Here is a 21,081-nt window from a genome sequence, read left to right on the forward strand (position 1 = left end):
CGCCGGAAAGGGAGCGTGAGCATGAGCACCAGTGTGGACACCGCCGAGACCGTCGGGTGGTCGCGTACCGAGATGGCAGCGCGTGCCGCGCAGGAACTGTCTCCGGGTGAGTACGTCAACCTCGGCATCGGTTTGCCGACTCTGATCCCGAACTACCTGCCCGAGGGTGTGCGAGTGACGTTGCATTCGGAGAACGGCATCCTTGGCACGGGCCGGTATCCGACGGACGAGGAGATCGATCCTGATCTGATCAATGCCGGTAAGGAGACGGTGACGGTCAATCCGGGTGCGGCGTTCTTCGATTCCGCGTTGAGCTTCGGCATGATCCGTGGCGGCCACATCGACACGGCTGTGCTCGGTGGCATGGAGGTCTCGCAGACCGGTGATCTGGCGAACTGGATGGTGCCGGGCAAGATGGTCAAGGGTATGGGCGGTGCGATGGATCTGGTGCACGGTGCCCGCAAGGTGATCGTGTTGATGGAGCACACCGACAAGCAGGGCAACCCGAAGATCGTGGAGAAGTGTTCGCTTCCGTTGACGGGTGAGGGTGTGGTGCAGCGGATCGTCACGAATCTTGCCGTCATCGACGTGACAGACAATGGTCTGGCCCTGCGTGAGTGCGCGCCGGGTGTGACCGAAGAGCAGGTCCGCGCAGCAACAGGAGCGCTTCTGGCTTGACAGCCGGACCACCAGCGATACCCGGGACCCACAAGGACCCGGGTATCGCTGTTTTTTGGACGGTCAGTCGACCGAGAGAATATCTCCCACAGAACAATTCAGAACTCGGCACAGTGCTGTCAGAGTCGAGAACCGGATGGCGCGAGCACGACCGTTCTTCAACACCGACAGGTTCACGACGCTCACCCCCACCTCGTCGGCCAACTGCGCCAACGTCATACCTCGGTCGGCGAGCAGTGTGTCGAGGTGGCAGCGGACGGCATGCTCTGTTTCGGGTGGCATCAGACGAGACCCTCGTTGTCGCGGGCCATCCGGCTTCCGATGCGCAGGGCGATGGCCACCGCCGAGAGAGCCATGCAGAACACGTAGCCGTACCAGAATTCAGGCCCGAGTCCTGCGAAGTCGAGCATCTCCCGAGCCTCCACATCCCGCAGCAGCATATTGGTGCCGAGAGTTCGGGGTATCTGAGGAACGAGGATCGCGGCGATTCCGGTGACGGACGCGATCCAGACGAGTCGAACCGCGAGGCGGTCGAACAACCGGCCCCGCACGAAGCGCGCAACCATCCACGTCAGCAGCGCCAGTATGGCCAGATAGCCGAGCGTCTGCAGTCCCTCTGCGCTGCGGAGGAATCCGACGGTGACGGGGGAGAGTGTGCCCGTCGATACCTCGATGGTCGAGGGTGACCCCAGTTGCATCCCGACGCCGTCGAGCGAGGTCAATGTCCGAGGCTCGTCGAACTCGACGCGGGCTGTGACGATCCCGGAGTTCAGTTCGTGGAGAAGTCGGGTGACGTAGGTGAAGAGGACGACGCCGCCGGTGAGGGCGAAGACCGCGATCGACGCCCACAGGTCGCGACGATCCTTCTTCGATGTGTCGGTCGGTGTGATCGGTCCGGTGTCGGTCGTGTCCATGTCGTCTCCCGCGCCTCGTGGGGTTCATATCGATTATCGATGCATCGATAATCGTTATACGCATCGATAAACGATATGTCCAGGGGTTCGGGTTCGGCGGTGTCCGGAACTTTCCTCCGATAGTCCGGGTTTCCGCAGGTCATCGACCCGTCGAAACCCGTGGAACCGGAGGAAAGTTGTCGGCCTCAGATTGTGTCGACCGGGTCGCCGCAGTGGATGGCCCCCGGCGCACTGACCTGGGCATACACGCCGACGCACGGTGCTTCCTTCCCACCCTCACGGGTCAGCACGCGATTGCGCGACATGACGGTTCGCAGCATCTCGCGTCGAGCCGGGATCTCTTGGTGATCGAGCGTCACCATCACGCACCGATCCGTGCGCTTGTTCGGTTCGATGACGACGTCACCGAGCGCGAGCTGAACACCTAACCAGTCGTTCTCCACGAACCCGTCCATGCCCTCGGTGTCGACGACGATCGTCGGCCGGAACCGGCGAACCGCAACCTCGATCGGATCGCCTGTGTCCAGCGCATTCACCGACGACGAGGTGACCACATGCAGGGGAGCGGCATCGTAGGAGCGGGTTCTGGCTTCGAGCCGCACCGGATGCCCGGTCAGATCCGACAACATCTCATCGACGCCCGGGTCGTCGCCTCTCATCACGATGCCGTCGGGGAACGTCAGCTCCAGCGATGCCGGGTCGCGCGGGTCGGTGTCGTCCGTCAGACGCGCACCGCACGTCAGCAGCACCCCGAATCGACGGAACTTCTTCGCAGTCGCCACGACTCCGGACTCGGCGTCGACGACCGCCCACACGTGATCGCCGCGAAGGCCGTCGGCTTCGATGGTCGCCGTTGTCAGCTGCTCGCCGCCGAACGACTTGACCGGATACCGCCACAACTGACCAATGCGCACAAATCCCCAGCATACGGATGCTGTGTGACCCGCGGGAACGTGCTCTAGGGTGACGGCCATGACGGATACCGAGCAAGCGAACGAAGCGACGGGGCGTGCCACACGACGGTGGGGGCTGACCGTTCCCCTCGACGGCATCCCCCTGGCCGATCAGCGGAGTCTCATCGAAGAACTTCCCGACCTCGGTTACACCGACGTGTGGTCGTCCGAAGCGAATGTGGCCGACGCTTTCACACCGCTCGCACTCGCAAGTGCGTGGGCGCCCACGTTGCGACTCGGTACCGCCATCGTTCCCGTCTACACCCGAGGCCCGGCCACACTCGCGATGTCGGCTGCGACCCTGGCTTCCGCTGCTCCGGGCCGGTTCGTGCTCGGCGTCGGTACATCGTCGAACGTGATCGTCGAGAAATGGAACGGCATCCCTTTCGACGAGCCCTACAAGCGCGCCCGCGACACACTGCGTTTCTTGAGGTCGGCATTGGCCGGTGACAAGGTGACCCAGCAATACGACACCTTCTCGGTCGACGGGTTCCGCGCCGGTATGGTCGCGGACCCCGTTCCGCCCGTGTTGCTCGCGGCACTGCGACCGGGGATGCTGCGGCTCGCCGGACGGGAAGCCGACGGGGCGATCGTCAACTGGTTGTCGGCGGACGACGTACGCACTGTCGCGCCGTACGTCCACGAAGGCGGTGGCGGCAAGGAGATCGTCGCCCGGATCTTCGTGCTACCCGGATACGACACCGATACCGCCCGTGCGATAGGCCGGCGCATGATCGCCGCATACATGAACGTGCCCGTCTACCGGGCGTTCCACGAATTCCTCGGACGGTCCGACGAGTTCGCAGGCATGTGGAGATTGTGGGCGGAAGGCGATCGTAAGGCCGCGCTCGACGCGATCCCGGACAGCGTCGTCGACGATCTCATCGTGCACGGGCATCCGGATGCATGCCGTGAGCACATCGAGCGGTACACGGAGGCGGGGGTGACGACGCCGGCGATCCTGCTCGTCGCGCCCGGCGATCCGACGCCGATGGTGAGGGCCCTCGCACCGCGCTGACGCCCTGCGGGTAGTCACGATCCGGTTGCGGCGGTTAACGGAAGGGAACGCGGAGACGAATAATCGGGCAGGTCGCTGCAAGGAGTGTTCATGCCCGATTCACCTTCCCGGTTCACCGTCGCGGCCGACGACGGTGTGCCGCTCGTCGCGTATGTGGATGGTCCGGCCGATGCCGCGCTCACTGTCGTGTTCGTCCACGGCCATTGCCAGGACTCGTCGTGCTGGGACGGTGTCGGAGACCGATTGGGTGCGCCCGGAATCCGGACCGTGAGCTACGACCAGCGTGGCCACGGCCGCTCCGGGATCGGCGACGTCGAGTCGTTCACCTTCGACCAGTTGGCGCGCGACCTCGACTCGGTGCTTCGTGCGCTGGTGCCGCGTGGTCCCGTGGTGCTGGCCGGATACTCGATGGGCGGCATGGTGTCGCTGGCCTATGCCCGGCTGCACCCCGGTTCGATCGGGGGCCGGATCGTCGGTTTTGCGTTGGTGTCGACTGCCGCCGGCGGGCTCGCCGAAAACGGTGTGGGCCGGTACCTGACGCATCCTGCTGCGTCTTTCCTGCACCGCGCAGTACTGCGCGCGCCACGAACCATGGAACGGTCGAAGCGCGCAGGCGGCGCGGTGTGCACGATGCTCGGGCGTCGCCGTCCGGCGGAATCGTGGCTTCGCATGCTCGGAATGGTGCTGGCGAACGAGACATCGGTCGTCACCTGGTCGCGGCTGCTGGCGGCGTTCGCGGTGCTCGACGAATTCGACGCGATCGGCGCGCTCACCGGCGTCCCCGTCGTTGTGGCGGCGGGAACGGCGGATCGGTTCGTGCCCATCACCCATTCGGAAATGATCGCCTCACACTTACCCGGAGCCGAGTTGGTCCGGATCCCCGGTGCGGGGCACCGCGTGCTCTCGGAGAGCGCGGGGGCGGTGGCCGGGGCTCTCGACAACCTGCTCGAGCGGGTTCGCAACGCTACACTCTCTGCCGCAGGTTGACGTGGGAGGACGACTTCACGTCCGTGCTTCGACGGGGGATCCCGTTGCGGCATGTATCCGCCCGATGGCCAGGCCCGCACACATCAACGCGGCAGCTGCGGCGAAGCACGCACCGAATCCCAGGTGCGGGGCAGCGAGCGAGATGACGAACGGCACCGCGAAACCGAGATAGATCAGGCAGTAGAAGACCGCCACGCTCTGCGCCAGCTCGTCGGCCGGAGCGATGTGCTCCACTGCGACGAGGCCTGAGATCAGCAGGATGCCGTAACCCGCGCCGAGCAGAACAGCTGCGGCGACGATCACCACAACCGACCACGGCCCGTCGGTGTATGCGGTACCGGCGCCCGCGGCGAATCCCAGTACGCCGATCCCGACCCCGATCCGCACCCCGAGACTCTCGTCATGTCGGGCTATGCGCCGCGCCAAGGGCTGGATCAATGCGCCGGTGAGCAGAGTGAGCGCGGCGATCGTGCCGGTGAATGCAATGGATACCTCGCTCACGGTGTCGGATACGAGCGGCGGAAGCGTCACGAAGGAGACCGTGGCACATCCGAACACCCACGGAGCCCACGGCACCACACCCCACCGGAACCGCGGGTTCGACAAGATGGACAACCGCCACGAACCCTGCACCGTGCGCGGCACGTGGTCGTCGGGAACCGACCACACCAGCACCAGGGCCACTGCCATGAGGGCGATGTGCACGACATAAGCCAGCAATTCGGGCGCGGGCAGCCATTGCGCGATGAGCCCGGCGAACAGCGCTCCGCAGCCGAAGCCTGCCGACAGCGATACCGCGGCGCGACGTGCTCCCACCCCCGCACCTGCGTCAGCGCTGAGCTCCTTCATCCAGGCGGTGCCCGCGCCGAACGCCATCCCCGATGCAAGGCCGGCGAGGACCCGGCCCAGATACAGCAACAGCGGTAACTCGGCGCCGAGAAGCAGTACCACCGACGACGCGATGCTCACCGGGACCATCGCGAGGATCACCGGACGTCGGCCGATCCGATCGGCGACCCGGCCGAAGTACAGCAGCGCGGGAATCAGCCCCAGGATGTAGGAGCCCAGCATGGCGGTGAACGAGCCACTGCCCAGACCCAGATGCTCGCGGTAGACGAGCTGCATCGGAGCGAACTGATTGGCGCCCCAGCTCACCGCGAACACGGCGAACGACAGACGAGCCCACGGCACAAACATGGACCGATCCTGTCAGGTGCCTCGCCGCGCTGACGTATCAACTGTTCACAGTGCGACCGTCGCGATCCTGTGGACACTGGACGTTGGCGGCCCGGCCGACCCGCACCTAGCGTTCACGTCCATCGGAACGAAGGAGGATGCGTGGAGACGAGCGGTCGTGTGACGGCGGGTACCTGGGTCGGAGCGGACGCCCACACGATTGCCTGTGCAGTGCGCCGGCGAGAGACCTCGGCACGTGCAGTCGTCGAGGAGCATCTCGCGCACATCGAGGACCGCAATCCGAGGCTGAACGCACTTGTCACCGTTGCCGCCGAGCAGGCCCGGCGCGACGCAGATGTACTCGACGACCGGATCGCGCGCGGTGAGCGGACCGGCCCGCTGTCCGGGGTCCCATTCACCGCGAAAGACCTGATCACCACAGCCGGGGTCCGCACCACGGCAGGGTCGCGCGCTCTCGCGCAGAATGTGCCCTGCGCCGACGCGCCGGCTGTCGCGGCGATGAAGGCGGCGGGGGCCGTTCTGATCGGGAAGACCAACACCCCGGAGTTCGGTACGTCCGGTCTCACCGACAACGAGTTGTTCGGACCGACGGTGAATCCGTTGGGAACCGCTGATCTGCCGCGTTCCCCGGGCGGGTCGAGTGGCGGGGAAGCAGCCGCGATCGCCTCGGGCATGAGCGTGCTCGGGCTGGGCACGGATTTCGGTGGATCGGTACGGTGGCCCGCGCACTGCACAGGGCTGACCTCGATCCGCCCGACCGCAGGTCGGGTATCCGGGGACGGTCAGTACCCCGGTGTGCGGTCCGGCGATCATGTGCTGGCGAATCCCCACACGGTCCACGGGCTGCTCCAGACCATCGGCCCGATGGCGCGCAGCCTGAACGACGCCGCCCTCGTGCTGCGGACGGTGTCGACGCCGCACGTCGCGTGGCTCGATCCGGCGACGGTCGACGTCGGCGAACTCGACATCACCTGGGCGCCGGGCGAGGGCACCGTGCCGGTCGCCGCAGACATCGTGGCGGCAGTGGAGGAGACGGCAGGCCGGCTTCGTGCTCGCCGCTACCGCGGATCGGCGCTGCGTGACGGCAACGACCTGTTCGGCCGGCTGCGTGCAACGCAGACACACGCCGACATCAGGGCCCTCGCCACGCCGGACGAGTTCGGCGCAAGCATCCGGGCGATGCTGTCGACCGCCGAGACCTCACCGAGCCTCGACGTCGAAGAACTGTGGGCGGCGCGCACGCGCTTCGTGCACCGGTTGCTCGCCGAGATGGGCGATCTGCTCGTGCTTCCGGTCGCATCCATCGGTGCTCCCCTCCTCGGCCGTGACCGGTTCGACGTCGACGTTCGTTCCCTCACGTGGCAGGAGGCGCTGGCGAGCTGCCGCACGATCAGCGTCGCAGGCTTCCCGTCGGTGGTGGTGCCGGTGGGACAGACGAGCGACGGCATGCCGATCGGTGTGCAGCTCGTCGCCCGCCCATTCCACGAACACGTTGCGCTGGCAGCGGCAGCGACACTGTGAGGAGGCCCCGGATCAGATGACCCCGGATCGGTGCAGGGATTCGAGCTGGTCACCGGAGACCCCGAACTCGGCGAGCACCGCGTCGGTGTCTTGCCCCAGGGTCATCGGCGGGGCGTTCCGAATCGGCAGCGTTTCGGAATCGACCCAGAACGGTCCGCGAATCAGGGGCATTTCCTTACCGTCGGGGGTGGGCACGTTCTGAACCATGTTCAGTGCCTGCACTTGCGGATCTGCGAACGCCTGATCGACGGAATGAACTGGACCACAAGGTATTCCGGCTTCCCGCATGGCCGATACCCAGTCGGCTGCCGTTTTTTGTGTCAGTAGTTCGAGCAGTTCCTTCGTGAGCCTGTCGCGGTGCTCGAGGCGGGACTTGCCGGTGGCGTACTCGGGGCGCGCCGCGAGATCGGGGTCGCCGAGTACCGAGCAGAGAGCTTCCCAATGCTTGTCGGAACCGGTTGCGATGATGATCGGATAGTCGGCGGTGTCGAAGCAGCCGTACGGGGTGATGGTCGGGTGGGTATTGCCGTTGGCTTCGGAAACCCTTCCCGTGCTGAGATAGTCCTGCGCCTGAAAGGTCATGATCGACAAGGCCGATTCGATCAGTGAGGTCTGTACATGGTGGCCCTCGCCGTCGCGCGACCGCGCGACGAGCGCGGCTGTGATACCCAGTGCCGCATAGATTCCCGACACCGTATCGATGATGGGTATGCCCACTCGCATGGGTGTGTTGTCACCTGAGCCGGTGACGGACATGAGTCCTGACATGCCCTGCGCGACCTGATCGAGTCCCGGCGCGAACTGGTCGGGTCCGGTGGGCCCGAAGCCGCTGACGCTCATCACGATCACGCCGGGGTTGTCGCGTCGAAGTGATTCCTGGTCGAGCCCCATCGCGGCAAGGACTCCGGGCCGGAAGTTCTCGACGACCACGTCGACGTCGGAAGCCATACGGCGCAGCAGTTCACGCCCTTCGTCGGTCCGCATGTCGAGCGCCACAGAGCGTTTGCTCCGGTTGACCGATGCGAAGTACAGGCTGTCGGATCCGTCGAACGGAGGCCACTGGCGCGAACTGTCGCCCCCGCTGATGGATTCGACCTTGATGATGTCGGCGCCGAAGTCGGCGAGCAGTGACGTGCACAGGGGGCCGGCGAGGGCTCGGGACAGATCGAGAACGCGGACGCCGTGGAGTAGAGGCTTCATCGTCACGACGATGGTCGAGAGGGATGCCTCACCGCGACGGCGACAATGTACAAGTGGGCGCGTACGATTTCGGCGCAATCTGTGGCTGGTGTTCCGAAGGTCGGCGTCTAACGTCGAGGATCGACCACGCTCTTGTCGGGTGTCGGTGTTGACGGCCCCGTCCCGGGGAATCTATGGTCATGGTCTCGCGCCCGGCGGGATGGACGACTGGCAGGTGAGCGGGTGTTGCTGTGATGGTGCGGAAGACGAATGCCTCCCAGAACGGCGACTCCGGCGCCCATCGGATGACCGTCGACCCCCCTTCGTTCGCCGACGTCGTTTCATCGGGACTGCTGGTCGACCCGACGGTGATCGCGGGCGACCCGGCGACCGCACGCGACATCACCGCTGTCGCCGTGATGAAGCTTCCGGAGATCGGGCCGTGGTTGCGTCCGAACCAGCTTCTCGTCACCTCGACCACGGTGCTCGCGCGCCTCGCAGGAACTATCGGCGATTTCACGGCGCGGTTGGGCCGGAACAAGATCGCAGGCCTCGTGGTTCGGCTCGACGAAGGCTGTGAGCTTCCGGGCGGCATCGCGGATGATGTCGCCTTTCCGATAGTGACGACCTCGGACGACATCGTCGCCGGCCACGAGTTCGCTCAGGGTCTCGCAGAGATGGCGAAAACGCAGGTCGATTCCGTCCTGAGAGCCGATCATCTGCGCCGAGGGCTCCTCGAGATCGTGATGGCGGGAGGGGGATACAAGGCGCTGGCCGATGGTGTCGCGCAGAGCCTCGGCGGTGCGGTACTGATCACCACGCCGGACGGCCGCCAGACCTGCCGTGCCGGAGCCGACGCGGACTTCTGCTGGCTGGCATCGACTGCTGCCCTGGACTCGACGGGCCGGGTCCGCACGGATGCCCTCGACGGCGGGCTCGGGTTGCACCGCTTCGACGACGAGTACGTGGCGATCGCAGCGATCTCGGCGAACGGCATCGACCACGGCCGTCTCGTACTGTTCTGTCCGGGACGCACTCTCGCGAGTGAGGATCTGTACCTCGTCGAGCAGGCCGCGACGGTATGTGCGCTTGTGGTGAGCAGGGAACTGGCAGTCTCCGCAGTCGAGGAGAAACACCGCGCCAACTTCGTCCGCGACTTGTTGCGCGGGCGCGGTGGCGACCCCGAGCAGGTCATCGTGCACGCGCAGATGTTCGGCTGGAATCTCGACCGGAACATCGTGGTGGTCGCGGTCGAACCGGACGTCCTGGACGACGATGCGTCGGCTGCGCCCGCGCGCCTGCCTGTCATCGAGCGGCAGGCGAGGGCGTTCGTCGGCGCTGTCGCCGGACGTGATCCAGGAGCGGCCGTGACCGCGCTCGCGACGGAGATCGTGATCGTCATGGGTGAAAGCAGCGACACCATGACGCTCGTCCACGAACTCGTTGCCCAGGTGCGCGGTGCCGGAGGCGGTGGCCGTCTGCCGTTCGGAGTGGGGGTCTCGCGGGCGGCGTCGTCGACGGCCGACCTGCCCGCGCTCTACAGTCAGGCCAGGACCGCGCTCGAGGTGGGGCGCAAGATAACCGGTGCGTGGGCCGTCACCCACTTCGACGATCTCGGTGTATATCGGCTGCTCAGTCTCGTCGAGGACACCGACGAACTCGAGTCGTTCGCGCGGGAGACGCTCAAAGACCTCACCGACGAGACCGCAGAGGCGCAGGACATGCGTCGCACCCTCGAAGTGTTGCTCGCGACGAACATCAACATCGCAGAAACCGCGCGCCAGTTACATTTTCATTACAACACGTTACGCTATCGGGTCGCGAAGCTCGAGAAGATGTTGGGCCCGTTCACCGCGCATCCCGAGCTGCGTCTCGACCTCTCGCTCGCCCTCAAGATCATCGCGATGCGCGGGATCAATTCCTGATATTGCCAATATCTGCCGTCTCGCACTGGCAGATTGTTCCCATCCTCGAACGTCCCCACTCAATTAACGTTTGCGCCTATCCGGGTGCATGTGTGAGCGGCAACACAACCGTAACAATCCACGTCGACTCTCTTGGCACCACACTCTGCCTGAAAGGTCCGCCATGGCCATATGGACGTTGCACGGAGACGGAAAGACAATCGAACCGGGAGGGGTGGTCGCACCGAACGAAAGGCTGAACTGGGGCCGCACCATCGGGCTCGGCGGTCAGCACGTGGTGTCGATGTTCGGTGCGACCTTCGTCTTCCCGATCATCATGGGCCTCAATCCGCAGCTTGCGGTGATGCTTTCAGGGTTCTGTACGTTGTTCTTCCTACTCGTCGTCAAGGGCCGCATCCCCAGCTATCTCGGGACCTCGGCGGCGTTCGTCGGCGGCATCGCGGCGATCCACGCGCAGGGCGGCACCAGTGCGGAAGTGACGGGCGCGATCATGGTGTCGGGTCTGGTGCTCGCGGCGATCGGCGTCGCGATCCACTTCCTCGGCGGTTCGGTGGTGTTCAAGGTTCTGCCGCCGGTCGTCACCGGCGCGGTCGTCATGCTCATCGGATTCAATCTGGCTCCGGTCGTGGCGGGCACTTATTGGCCGCAGGATCAGTGGGTGGCGCTGATCGTCATGATCGTGCTCGTCATTTCCAGCGTCGTCCTCCGCGGTTTCCTCGGCCGGGTCGCGATCTTCCTGTCGTTGTTGTTCGGCTACGCGCTGTCGTGGGTGCTCGACCTGGTCACCGGACCGATCACCTCGTACGACGCGACTGCCGACGCGGTGACCGAGCACTTCCGGGTCAACTGGGACGGTGTCGCGTCGGCATCGTGGTTCGGGCTGCCGCCGTTCACCGACGAAGCGAACGGCATCGTCGGCATCCACGCGCCGTCGTTCAGCCTCACGTTCATCGTGCTCGTCCTGCCCGGGGTGATCGCCCTGATCGCGGAGAACGCCGGCCACGTCAAGGCCGTCGCGGAGATCACGAAGACCGACCTCGATCCGATGATGGGGCGCGCGCTCGCCGCGGACGGCCTCGCCACCGCCATGGCAACGGGCGTCGGCGGCTCGCCGACCACCACCTATGCGGAAAACATCGGTGTCATGGCAGCGACGAGGGTGTACTCGACCGCCGCCTACGCCGCGGCAGGCGTGATCGCGCTGCTGCTCGGGTTCTCCCCGAAGTTCGGTGCCGTCATCTCGGCGACACCGGGTGGAGTACTGGGCGGGATCACCGTCGTTCTCTACGGCATCATCGGCCTGCTCGGTGCCAAGATCTGGAAGGAGAACGGTGTGGACTTCGGTAATCCGATCAACCTCATGCCTGTCGCCGCGGGCCTGATCATCGCGATCGGCGACACGTCACTGCAGTTCACCGACACCTTCTCGCTAAGCGGCATCGCGCTCGGCACCATCGTCGTCATCGTGCTCTACCACGTGTGCCGCGCGATCGCGCCGAAGGACAACTCCGATGACACCGATGACGGTATGGGCCTGCATCGCGAACCGGACGCAGATCCGGACGGCGGCACCGCGAGGAGCCGAGTCGAACAGCCGGCGTGACCACTATTACTTTTGACAGAGCGAGAGCGTGAGCGTTGTCACTTCTTCACGACACGCCGATCACACGATGCGGGCAGGATCTACAGAATGAAACCGTCGCCACTCACTTATCACCGGCCCCGGTCGATCGACGAGGCCTGCGAAATCCTTGCGCGGGTTGCCCCTGAGGGCAAGGTGCTCGCCGGTGGTCAGTCGCTGGTTCCGCTGCTGTCGATGCGGCTGGCCGCGCCCGCACACGTCGTGGACATCGGGTCCATACCGCGCTTCGCCGCGGTGACGGCTTCGCCGGAGCTCGGTGTCACCTTCGACGCCCTGGCGACACACAGCGTGCTCGAAGCCGACCCGGGGGCGGCGGCAGTGCAGCCGCTCCTCGGCCGTGCGCTGCGCCTGGTTGCGCACCCGACCATCCGTAACCGCGGCACCACGGTGGGGTCCATCGTCCACGCCGATCCTTCCGCGGAGATGCCGGCCGTGCTGGCGTTGCTGGGTGGCACACTCACGGCACGATCGGTGCGCGGGGTCCGGGAGATCAAGGCCGACGCCCTGTTCGCCGGTCCGCTCGAATCGACTCTCGAGCCCGACGAGATCGCGACAAGCGTCACGGTGCCACCTGCCCGCCCCGGCGTCGGCACCGCGATCGACGAGATCGCCCGCCGCCACGGCGATTACGCCCTCGTTGGGGTGGTGGCACAGGTGGAGATCCAAGACGGCCTCGTCGTGGGGGCTCGGATGACCTATGTGTCGGCGGGGGAACTCGGACAGGTTGTCGACTACAGCGACACCCTGCGCGGAGCATCGGCAACGGACGACCGCGATCCCCAGTGGCAGCAACTCGCGGAGGTCGCACGCGAGACCGTCGAGACCGACGCCGATATCCACGCGACCGCCCGCTACCGGTCGCAGCTGGTCGCGGCACTGACCGCACGAGTCGGCTTCGCCGCCGCGCAGGACGCCGCACACGACGGGATCAGAATGCCGATGCCGACAGGAGGAATGTCATGACGAGCACGATGCCGCGTGGAAGCCGAGGCCGCGCGCCGGAACGCACACTCGACGAACAGGTGAGCGAGCTGGAGGCCGAGACCGGCGAACAACATGTCGCTGTGACGTTCACGCTGAACTCGGTGACACAGACGGTCGTGCTGCCGTCGCGGACGCTCGCCTCCGACGCGATCCGGCACCATCTGCGCCAGACCGGCACCCACGTCGGATGCGAGCACGGCGTGTGCGGAGCGTGCACGGTCCTGCTCGACGGCAAGCCCGTGCGCTCGTGCCTCGTGTTCGCGGCGAGCCTCGAAGGCCGTTCGGTGACGACGGTCGAAGGACTCGTCGAACCCGACGGCACGCTGCACCCCGTGCAACAGGCGTTCATCGACTGCCACGGCCTGCAATGCGGCTTCTGCACACCGGGTTTCGTCACCACCATCGCCGCGTACCTCGAGGAGAATCCCTCGCCCTCCCGGGAAGAGGCGACCGAGGCGATCGCGGGCAACCTCTGCCGGTGCACGGGATACCAGAATATTCGGGCAGCGGTGCTACGCGCCGCGGAGATCACCAGGGAACGCGCAGGCGGCTCACCGCTCGGACCGGACGACGACGCGGCGCGCGCGTCACTCGACGACAAGGTCCGCGGCACCACCGGCCCCGTAGGCGGAAAGGCAGGACGAGCATGACGAGCACCACCGACGCTTCGACCGGCACGGCCCCGGACCTGGCGCCGCACGGCGTCGACAGTGTCGGGGAGTCGGGTAGGTTGTTCGGCACCCCGATCCCGCGCAGTGAGGACCGCCGACTGCTCAGTGGCGAGGGCAGGTACCTCGACGATCTGGGGCGAGGCGCCCTCATCGCAGCGTTCGTCAGGTCACCGCACGCCCATGCCCGTATCACCGACATCGACATCGATGCCGCCCTCGAGGTGCCCGGGGTGCACGCGATCTACACATACGACGATCTCGTCGACGACGGACCACAGATGGCGGAGAATCTGCCGCTGCTGATTCCGCATCCGGCGATCACCGCCCCTCGCAACGGGTATCCGCTCGCGAAGGACGAAGTCAATCATGTCGGCGAAGCCATCGCGATGGTGGTCGCCGACAACCGATACATCGCCGAGGACGCGTGCGCCCTCATCGACGTCACCTACGAGACTCTGCCCGAGGTAGTGGGCATCGACGTGTCCCGCCGCGCCGAGCGCAGCGTCCACCCCGATGTGCCCGACAACGTCGCCGCACACCTGCAACACGGATTCGGCGACGTCGACGCAGAACTCGCAGCCGCACCGCACCGTCTGACGCTGAACCTCGAGATCGAGCGATCGGCCTCGATGCCGATGGAAGGCAAAGGTGTCTACGCGCGCTGGGACGACGACGAGAAGGCCCTGACCTTCTGGACTTCCACACAGACTTCGACTTCCGCCCGCGCCGCGATCGCCGCGCGGCTCGGCATGGCGCACAACAAGGTGCATTGCATCGCCCCCGACGTCGGCGGCGGCTTCGGTGTGAAGATCGTGCACCCGTGGCCCGAAGAGGTGATGGTGACGTGGGCTGCTCGCAGGCTCGGCCAGGCAGGCATCTCCAACGAGGTGAAATGGGTCGAAGACCGTCGTGAACACTTCATCTCGAGCGCGCACGAGCGCGGACAGCTGCACGAGGTGACCGTCGGGTTCGATGACGAGGGACGGCTCTTGGCCTTCGATTTTTCCATCTGGCACGACAACGGTGCCTACCTCCCGTACGGCATCATCGTCATCCTCAACACCTCCACTCAGGTTCTCGGCCCGTACAAGCCGAAATCGTTCCGGGTGGATGCCTATTCGCTGTACACCAACACGGTCATCGTCACTCCCTATCGAGGTGCGGGCCGGCCGCAGGGTGTGTTCGCGATGGAACGATCGATGGATGCGATCGCGAAATACCTGGGCAAGGACGTCATCGCGGTGCGGGAGGCCAACCTCATCCGACCCGAGGAGATGCCGTACGACTTCCATCTCACCTTCCAGGACGGCCGCCCGCTCATCTACGACACCGGCAACTACCAGGCCGGCATCGACAAACTCAAGGAACTCATCGACTGGGACGGCTTCGCCGAGTACAAGTTGAAGGCGAAGGCCGAAGGACGCACCGTCGGAATCGGTATCGGCGCCTACGTCGAAGGAACCGGCCCCGGGCCGTACGAGGGCGCGCATGTGCTCGTCGAGACGTCGGGCAAGGTGAAGGCTGCGACCGGCCTGACCACCCAAGGCCAGGGCCACCAGACGTCGTTCGCGCAGATCGTCGCCGACGATCTCGGCGTTGCCGTGTCGGATGTCGAGATCGTGACCGGTGACACTCGCCGGTTCGGATATGCGGTAGGCACGTTCGCGTCGCGCGGCGCGGTGATGTCCGGTTCGGCGTTCCACGTTGCGGCGCAGATGGTTGCCGAGAAGGCGAAGAAGATCGCCGCCGAGCACTTGCACATCGACCCGGCGAAACTCGAGTTGCGCGGCGGGCACGTGTGCGTCCTCGGCACCGAACCCGGGGCGGAGGGCACATCGATCCCGCTCGGAGTGGTCGCGGTGCTGTCCAATCCGTTGCGTTACGCGTTCGACGACGCTTCCCGGCAGGCAACAGGTTTCGCCAAGGCCGATACCGACATGACGGTGCCTCCCGTCCGCGAAGGAGAGCAGCCCGGACTCGAGGCCACCGGGTACTATTCGCCGCCCACCTCGACGTTCGCGTCGGGTATACATGCGGCGATCGTCGAAACCGACCCCGTCACCGCGGAGATCCATGTGCGGAAGTATGCGGTGGTACACGACTGCGGCAACGTGATCAACCCACGGATCGTCGAAGGTCAGGTGATCGGCGCAGTGGCTCAGGGAATCGGCGGCGCACTGTACGAGCGGATCGTCTACGACGAGCACGGCCAGATGCTCAACGCGTCCTACATGGACTTCCTGATGCCGTTCGTCACCGAGATGCCCGACTCCCTCGAGATGGATCACACGGTGACTCCGTCCGCACTCAACCCCCTCGGGATGAAGGGCGCGGGGGAAGCGGGCGTGATCCCGACGTCGGCCGTCATCGCCGCCGCGATCGAGGATGCGGAGGGCATCCCGATCACGTCCATGCCGATTTCCCCCTCGGAGTTGTTCGAGCTGCGTCTGATTCACGCGGCAACCCGGAGCAAGGAGAACGAATGAGAATCGCCGGTACCGCGCAACTGTTGGCACCGCCGGAGGTCGTGTACGACAGCCTGCAGGACGGCCGTGTTCTCGCGGCCACCATCCCCGGTGTGCAGTCGCTCGAACAGGTCAGCGACAACCACTACAAGCTGTCCATCACCGCGGGGGTGGCGTCGATCAAGGGCACCTACGACGGTGAAGTCGTTCTGTCCCAGCAGAACAGGCCCGACTCGTTCGTGATGACCGCATCGGGTTCGGGTGCGCCGGGAACGGTCAAGGCCGATGTGACGGTCAGACTCGAAGAGCGCGACGGCGGCACCGTCCTGAGTTACGACGCCGATGCAGTGGTGGGCGGCATGGTCGGTGGCGTGGGCCAGCGGATGATCACCGGTGTCGCGAAGAAGATGGCGGGGGTGTTTTTCAACGGCATCGACGGAGTGATCGCCAACGGCATCCCGGAACCCGCAGCGGGCGGATCCGTTGCCGATACCGCGCCCGCCGGAACCGTGAGCGCAGGCGCCGAGAGCGTAGGAGCGGCGGTTGCCGCGGCCGGGGGCGCCCCGATGCCGGTGGCTGCCGCGTCGCAGCACACGGACGCCGGTACGCCGGTTGCCACTGTCCTGGTCTCGGCCGCGGTGGGTGCGGGTATCGCGCTCGCCGGTGTCGTGCTGGGCGGGATTCTCGCCCGAAGGTAGGGCTGTGCGACACGAACGGAAAACGGCACCCCGGGCCCGCTGGCCCGGGGTGCCGTCGTCTGTACAGCGGCCGATGCAGAACCCCCCAACAAGCCGGAGAGAGTTCGGCGAAATGTGACAAAGAAACAGCGTCGCGCAGCGGGTGGAATGGCAACAAGCGTCAGGGAAGAACCGGCGAGACGAACCCAGGAGGAAGCGTGGGATCCAGGAAGATTCGGGTCGGTATCGATACCGGCGGAACATTCACCGACATCGTGGCAGTGGACGACGAGTCCGGTGCGATCGTCACGACGAAAACCCCGTCGACCCCGGCGGACCCGGCGGTGGGATTTCTCGCCGGCATCGAGAAGGTGCTCGCGAAACTCGGCGAGACCGGCGACGCGATCGGAGCCGTCAGCCACGGCACCACCGTTGCGACCAACAAACTGCTCGAAGGTAAGGTCGGCCACCTCGGATTCATCACCACCGAGGGCTACGAACACGTACTCGAGATCGCCCGCCAGTCCGTCCCCGACGGCTACGGCAACTCCTATTTCTGGGTCAAGCCCGACCGCATCGTGCCTGCCGACCGGGTCAAGACCGTCGGAGGTCGACTCAACTTCGAAGGCAAGGAAATCCGACCGCTCGACGAGGACGATGTCCGTGCCGCAGCCCGGTTCTTCCGGGAGAGTGACGTGCGCACCATCGGCGTGTGCCTGATGCACTCGTACGCGAACCCGGACCACGAGCGCCGCGTTCAGGAAATTCTGCTCGACGAGTATCCCGAGGCGACGGTGAGCATCTCGAGCGAGGTGCTGCGCGAGTACCGTGAGTACGAGCGGTCCATCACGACGCTTGTCGATGCCTCCGTCAAGCCCAATATCCGCAGCTACGTCGGCAACATCGCGAATCGCCTGCGCGAGTTCTCCTCGCTCGGCGGCGAATCACGCGACATCCCGTTCTACGTGATGAAATCGAATGGCGGTGTGCTGTCGGCGAAAGAGGTTGTGAATCAGCCGATCACAACCGTCCTGTCCGGTCCCGCTGCCGGTGCGCTCGGAGCGGCGCTCATCGCGGGTGTCGCGGGAGTCGATCAGGTGCTCACATGCGACGGCGGCGGCACCTCCACCGACGTCACCGTGGTGGTCGGCGGCGAGCCCGCTCTGACCACCGAGGGCCGGGTCGGCGTGTACCCGTCGAAGATCCCGATGATCGACGTGGTCACCGTCGGTGCCGGTGGCGGTTCGATCGCGTGGATGACTCCGGAAGGCACCCTCCGTGTCGGCCCGCAGTCGGCAGGCGCCGATCCCGGCCCGTTGTGCTACGGAAAGGGTGGCGACGAGCCGACCATCACCGACGCACACGTGTTGCTCGGCCGCATCCCGCCCCACCTGCTCGGCGGCGAGATCCCCCTCGACACCGAACTCGCCCGCAAGGGTGTCGAAGAGCTCGCCCACCGGCTCGGGCTCGAATTCGAAGCCTGCGCCACGGGCATCCTCGAAGTATCGGCGTGGAACCAGGCCAATGCGTTGCGGCAGGTCACCGTCAAGCGGGGGCTCGACGTCCGGGACTTCACGCTCGTCACCTTCGGCGGTTCCGGATCGTTGCTCGCGTGCCGCCTCATCGACATCCTCGGTCTCAAGGATGTCCTGGTCCCGCTCAACCCCGGCAACGTCTCGGCGTTCGGCCTGCTCACTGTCGACGTCCGTAACGACTACGTGCAGACGCACGTGAGCAGGCACGACCGGCTGCGGGTCGCTGAGCTGCAGACCGGACTGGACGCGCTTGCGGTGGAGGCCGAGCGCGCGCTCGCCGACGAGGGGTTTGCTCCCGACGAGCGTCGCTACGCACGCTCGGCAGACCTCCGGTACCTCGGACAGGCCTTCGAGGTGCGGGTACCACTCGGCGACGGACCGGTCACCCAGGAACTGATGGACGAGGCAGCCGCACGGTTCCACGAGGCCCACCGAGAACTCTACGGATACGACTTCTGCGGCGATCCACACCAGCATGTCGAGTGGGTCAATCTCCGGGTCAGTGGTATCGGGCCCATCAAGCGTCCCGAACTGAAGGAGATCGCCGCAGGCCGCGGCGCCGACGTCGCGATCACAGGCACCCGCGAGGCGTACTTCGACGAGTGGGTCACCACCGCGGTGTACGACCGGACCCTGCTCGGCGCAGGCGACGAGCTGGACGGGCCAGCCGTGATCGAGGAGTTCAGCTCCACCATTCCCGTCCACCCCGGATTCCGCGCGCGCGTCGACGCGTTCGGGAACATCCGCATCACCAAGACGTCCGATTCGAACGGAGCGAACCGATGACCGCGATCCTCGATTCCGCCGCAGCTCAGGCGGCGAAACCCTATCGGCTGACCGACGCCGGGGGAGCGGCACCCGATCCGGTGCTCGTGGAGATCGTCGCCGGCTACCTCGCGAGTGTCGAGATGGAAGTGGAGACCTCCATCTCGCGGACTTCACGGTCGCCGATGATCCGCGACGCCCACGACTTCCGCGCGGGAATCCACGACCGGAACCTTCGCAAGCTCACCGGCCGTTCGTATTCGGCGCTCGTGCACCCCGTCGCGCGCGACTTTCCGCTCGACACCATGAAGCCCGGCGACGTGTTCTTCCACAACGACGTCTACCTGTCCGAAGGTGGCATCGGCCATCTGCCGGACCTGTGCGTCACGGTGCCGGTGTTCGCAACCCGCCCCGGTGACACGGAACCGACGGTCGTTGCATTCGTGCAGGCGTTCGGCCACCACGACGACATCGGCGGTTGCTGCCCGGGATCGATGCCGTCGGGTGCCACGACGGTGTTCGAAGAGGGACTGATGGTTCCCCCGATCAAGTTGTGGGACCAGGGCGTTCCCAATGAGGCAGCACTGCGCATCATGACCCGCAACTCACGGACACCCGACGCGCTGGCCGCGGACCTCGACGCGGAATGTTCCGCGTGCCTCATGGGCGCGCGACGGCTTACGGAGTTGTTCGAGCGGTACGGTGTGGAGACCGTGGAGTCCTGCTTCGACGCGATGATGGACGCGACGACGGAGACCTACCGACGCGAGATCCTCAGCAAGATCCCGAAGGGTGAGTACACCTGGGAGGATTACGCCGAGCACGACGGTGTCGACGAGCCGATGCTGCACGTGCAGCGGATCACTCTGACGAAGACGGGGCCGGAGGACGAGGGCGGGGAGCGCCTGATCCTCGATTTCACCGGCACCGGCCCGCAGGCCAAGGGCCCGATCAACCACTGCGGCGACTACGCCGACGGCAACTTCCTCATCAAGTGGCTGGCTCCGATTCTCCGCAACCTGGCAGACACCCCGGAACGCATGGCCGAGCTCGACGTCAACGAGGGTGTCGTGCCGTTGATCGAGATGAAGTTCCCGGAGAAGGGCACGCTCATCACGCCGATCTTCCCGGCACCCACCAACGCGCGCACGTTCGTGATTCTGCGCCTGCTCGGTGTGCTGGCCGGTGTGGTCGCCAAGGCAGTCGACGGCAACATGCCTGCCGACCAGGAGACCATCCGCTACACCGGTGTGTACGGCGAAGATTTCGAGGGACACTCCTACCTCATGCGTGAGGTCCTGGGTGGTGGCTCGGGTGGACGTAACTATGCGGACGGTGAGGACACCATCCACGTTGTGCCCGACTCGCGCAATCTGCCGACGGAATTCACCGAGAGCCGGTTCCCGTTCATCGTCGAGAAGCTCGGCCTGGCAATCGATTCCGGTGGCGCGGGACGGTACCGCGGCGGCCTGGGGTACGAGAAGCACATCCGGATGCTCAAGGACGCTCACTTCATGTCCATCGCCGACCGATCGATTCTCTCGTGCTGGGGCGTCAAGGGCGGCAAGGCAGGACGACCGTTCTCCGTCGTCCTGAATCCGGGTACCCCCGACGAACGCGAATTCGACGCGCTCACCGATGCCGAGCCCATCAAGGCGGGCGAGGTGGTCCGAATCCGCACCACCGGTGGTGGCGGCTGGGGCGATCCGCTCGACCGTCCCGTCGACGAAGTGGTCCGAGATGTGCTGTGGCGCAAGGTCTCGGTGGACGGCGCACGGGACGACTACGGTGTGGTGCTGAAGGAGACTTCGGTCGACGCGCCGGTCGCGGACGTCACGGCAACTGATGCCTTGCGTGAACGGATGCGCTCGGAGCGCGCTACGGAGGAGCCGTTCTTCGATCGTGGCCCCGGCTACGAAAGGCTCTCCGGGGGAGCCAAGTTCGCCGAGTACGACTTCATCGGGAACTGA

The 21,081-nt window shown here is 65.8% G+C and carries 17 protein-coding genes; 12 read left to right on the forward strand and 5 right to left on the reverse strand.

The window, feature by feature from the left end:
- Positions 1–21: 21 nt before the first annotated feature.
- A complete protein-coding gene (locus tag HCA61_RS24450; protein ID WP_169690789.1) occupies positions 22–678 on the forward strand; it encodes a CoA transferase subunit B in 657 nt (218 codons plus the stop codon).
- A 63-nt stretch (positions 679–741) separates the two neighbouring features.
- Here the strand turns inward: HCA61_RS24450 and HCA61_RS24455 are convergent, their stop codons facing one another.
- The 3 genes from HCA61_RS24455 to HCA61_RS24465 form a co-directional block, all read right to left on the reverse strand.
- On the reverse strand, positions 742–960 hold the full coding sequence (locus HCA61_RS24455) for a helix-turn-helix transcriptional regulator (RefSeq protein ID WP_169690790.1): 219 nt from the start codon (positions 958–960) through the stop codon (positions 742–744).
- Positions 960–1,592, reverse strand: a complete 633-nt coding sequence (locus HCA61_RS24460) for a hypothetical protein (RefSeq protein ID WP_169690791.1) — start codon at positions 1,590–1,592, stop codon at positions 960–962. The genes HCA61_RS24455 and HCA61_RS24460 overlap by 1 nt, the downstream gene beginning before the upstream one ends.
- 185 nt (positions 1,593–1,777) lie before the next feature.
- A complete protein-coding gene (locus HCA61_RS24465; protein ID WP_169690792.1) occupies positions 1,778–2,506 on the reverse strand; it encodes an MOSC N-terminal beta barrel domain-containing protein in 729 nt (242 codons plus the stop codon).
- 58 nt (positions 2,507–2,564) lie between these two features.
- On the opposite strand from HCA61_RS24465, the gene HCA61_RS24470 reads away from it, so the two are divergent.
- A complete protein-coding gene (locus HCA61_RS24470; RefSeq protein ID WP_169690793.1) occupies positions 2,565–3,563 on the forward strand; it encodes an LLM class F420-dependent oxidoreductase in 999 nt (332 codons plus the stop codon).
- Positions 3,564–3,653: 90 nt separating this feature from the next.
- Positions 3,654–4,550 carry an alpha/beta hydrolase gene (locus HCA61_RS24475; RefSeq protein ID WP_169690794.1) on the forward strand — a complete coding sequence of 299 codons (897 nt, stop codon included), beginning with the start codon at positions 3,654–3,656 and terminating at the stop codon, positions 4,548–4,550.
- 15 nt (positions 4,551–4,565) lie between these two features.
- On the opposite strand, the gene HCA61_RS24480 is transcribed toward HCA61_RS24475, so the two are convergent.
- Positions 4,566–5,747: an MFS transporter gene (locus HCA61_RS24480; protein ID WP_169690795.1), complete on the reverse strand. Its 1,182-nt coding sequence runs from the start codon at positions 5,745–5,747 to the stop codon at positions 4,566–4,568.
- A gap of 141 nt (positions 5,748–5,888) precedes the next feature.
- Here HCA61_RS24480 and HCA61_RS24485 point away from each other — a divergent pair, with 141 nt between their 5' ends.
- Positions 5,889–7,268, forward strand: coding sequence for an amidase (locus tag HCA61_RS24485; RefSeq protein ID WP_346777642.1), 1,380 nt, complete (start codon positions 5,889–5,891; stop codon positions 7,266–7,268).
- Between the two features lie 12 nt (positions 7,269–7,280).
- Here the strand turns inward: HCA61_RS24485 and HCA61_RS24490 are convergent, their stop codons facing one another.
- Positions 7,281–8,468: a CoA transferase gene (locus HCA61_RS24490; protein WP_169690796.1), complete on the reverse strand. Its 1,188-nt coding sequence runs from the start codon at positions 8,466–8,468 to the stop codon at positions 7,281–7,283.
- A 284-nt stretch (positions 8,469–8,752) separates the two neighbouring features.
- On the opposite strand from HCA61_RS24490, the gene HCA61_RS24495 reads away from it, so the two are divergent.
- The 8 genes from HCA61_RS24495 (at position 8,753) to HCA61_RS24530 (ending at position 21,081) form a co-directional block, all read left to right on the forward strand.
- The gene (locus HCA61_RS24495; protein ID WP_169690859.1) at positions 8,753–10,372 is read left to right on the forward strand and encodes a helix-turn-helix domain-containing protein; all 1,620 of its coding nucleotides are present in this window, start codon (positions 8,753–8,755) and stop codon (positions 10,370–10,372) included.
- Positions 10,373–10,535: 163 nt separating this feature from the next.
- Entirely contained in the window at positions 10,536–11,975 is a 1,440-nt protein-coding gene (locus HCA61_RS24500; protein WP_169690797.1) for a solute carrier family 23 protein, read from the forward strand.
- 87 nt (positions 11,976–12,062) lie between these two features.
- The gene (locus tag HCA61_RS24505) at positions 12,063–12,977 is read left to right on the forward strand and encodes an FAD binding domain-containing protein (RefSeq protein WP_169690798.1); all 915 of its coding nucleotides are present in this window, start codon (positions 12,063–12,065) and stop codon (positions 12,975–12,977) included.
- Positions 12,974–13,648 (forward strand): (2Fe-2S)-binding protein, encoded by a 675-nt coding sequence (locus tag HCA61_RS24510; protein WP_169690799.1) that lies wholly within the window; start codon positions 12,974–12,976, stop codon positions 13,646–13,648. Before HCA61_RS24505 ends, HCA61_RS24510 begins: the two co-directional genes overlap by 4 nt.
- Positions 13,645–16,155, forward strand: coding sequence for an aerobic carbon-monoxide dehydrogenase large subunit (gene cutA, locus HCA61_RS24515; protein WP_169690800.1), 2,511 nt, complete (start codon positions 13,645–13,647; stop codon positions 16,153–16,155). Before HCA61_RS24510 ends, cutA begins: the two co-directional genes overlap by 4 nt.
- Positions 16,152–16,832, forward strand: coding sequence for a carbon monoxide dehydrogenase subunit G (locus tag HCA61_RS24520; protein ID WP_169690801.1), 681 nt, complete (start codon positions 16,152–16,154; stop codon positions 16,830–16,832). Before cutA ends, HCA61_RS24520 begins: the two co-directional genes overlap by 4 nt.
- Positions 16,833–17,029: 197 nt before the next feature.
- Positions 17,030–19,132, forward strand: a complete 2,103-nt coding sequence (locus HCA61_RS24525) for a hydantoinase/oxoprolinase family protein (protein ID WP_169690802.1) — start codon at positions 17,030–17,032, stop codon at positions 19,130–19,132.
- Positions 19,129–21,081 (forward strand): hydantoinase B/oxoprolinase family protein, encoded by a 1,953-nt coding sequence (locus tag HCA61_RS24530; RefSeq protein ID WP_169690803.1) that lies wholly within the window; start codon positions 19,129–19,131, stop codon positions 21,079–21,081. Before HCA61_RS24525 ends, HCA61_RS24530 begins: the two co-directional genes overlap by 4 nt.

It is taken from the genome of Rhodococcus sp. HNM0563 (assembly GCF_012726195.1).
Lineage (GTDB): Bacteria > Actinomycetota > Actinomycetes > Mycobacteriales > Mycobacteriaceae > Rhodococcus.

Bases quoted from the DNA above. Each gene is read 5' to 3' on its own strand.
- HCA61_RS24490 (WP_169690796.1), bottom strand. From the start codon at position 8,468: ATGAAGCCTCTACTCCACGGCGTCCGCGTTCTCGATCTGTCCCGAGCC.
- HCA61_RS24480 (WP_169690795.1), bottom strand. From the start codon at position 5,747: ATGTTTGTGCCGTGGGCTCGTCTGTCGTTCGCCGTGTTCGCGGTGAGC.
- HCA61_RS24460 (WP_169690791.1), bottom strand. From the start codon at position 1,592: ATGGACACGACCGACACCGGACCGATCACACCGACCGACACATCGAAG.
- HCA61_RS24520 (WP_169690801.1), top strand. From the start codon at position 16,152: ATGAGAATCGCCGGTACCGCGCAACTGTTGGCACCGCCGGAGGTCGTG.
- HCA61_RS24455 (WP_169690790.1), bottom strand. From the start codon at position 960: ATGCCACCCGAAACAGAGCATGCCGTCCGCTGCCACCTCGACACACTG.
- HCA61_RS24505 (WP_169690798.1), top strand. From the start codon at position 12,063: ATGAAACCGTCGCCACTCACTTATCACCGGCCCCGGTCGATCGACGAG.
- HCA61_RS24500 (WP_169690797.1), top strand. From the start codon at position 10,536: ATGGCCATATGGACGTTGCACGGAGACGGAAAGACAATCGAACCGGGA.
- HCA61_RS24495 (WP_169690859.1), top strand. From the start codon at position 8,753: ATGACCGTCGACCCCCCTTCGTTCGCCGACGTCGTTTCATCGGGACTG.
- HCA61_RS24470 (WP_169690793.1), top strand. From the start codon at position 2,565: ATGACGGATACCGAGCAAGCGAACGAAGCGACGGGGCGTGCCACACGA.
- HCA61_RS24450 (WP_169690789.1), top strand. From the start codon at position 22: ATGAGCACCAGTGTGGACACCGCCGAGACCGTCGGGTGGTCGCGTACC.
- HCA61_RS24475 (WP_169690794.1), top strand. From the start codon at position 3,654: ATGCCCGATTCACCTTCCCGGTTCACCGTCGCGGCCGACGACGGTGTG.
- HCA61_RS24530 (WP_169690803.1), top strand. From the start codon at position 19,129: ATGACCGCGATCCTCGATTCCGCCGCAGCTCAGGCGGCGAAACCCTAT.
- HCA61_RS24510 (WP_169690799.1), top strand. From the start codon at position 12,974: ATGACGAGCACGATGCCGCGTGGAAGCCGAGGCCGCGCGCCGGAACGC.
- cutA (WP_169690800.1), top strand. From the start codon at position 13,645: ATGACGAGCACCACCGACGCTTCGACCGGCACGGCCCCGGACCTGGCG.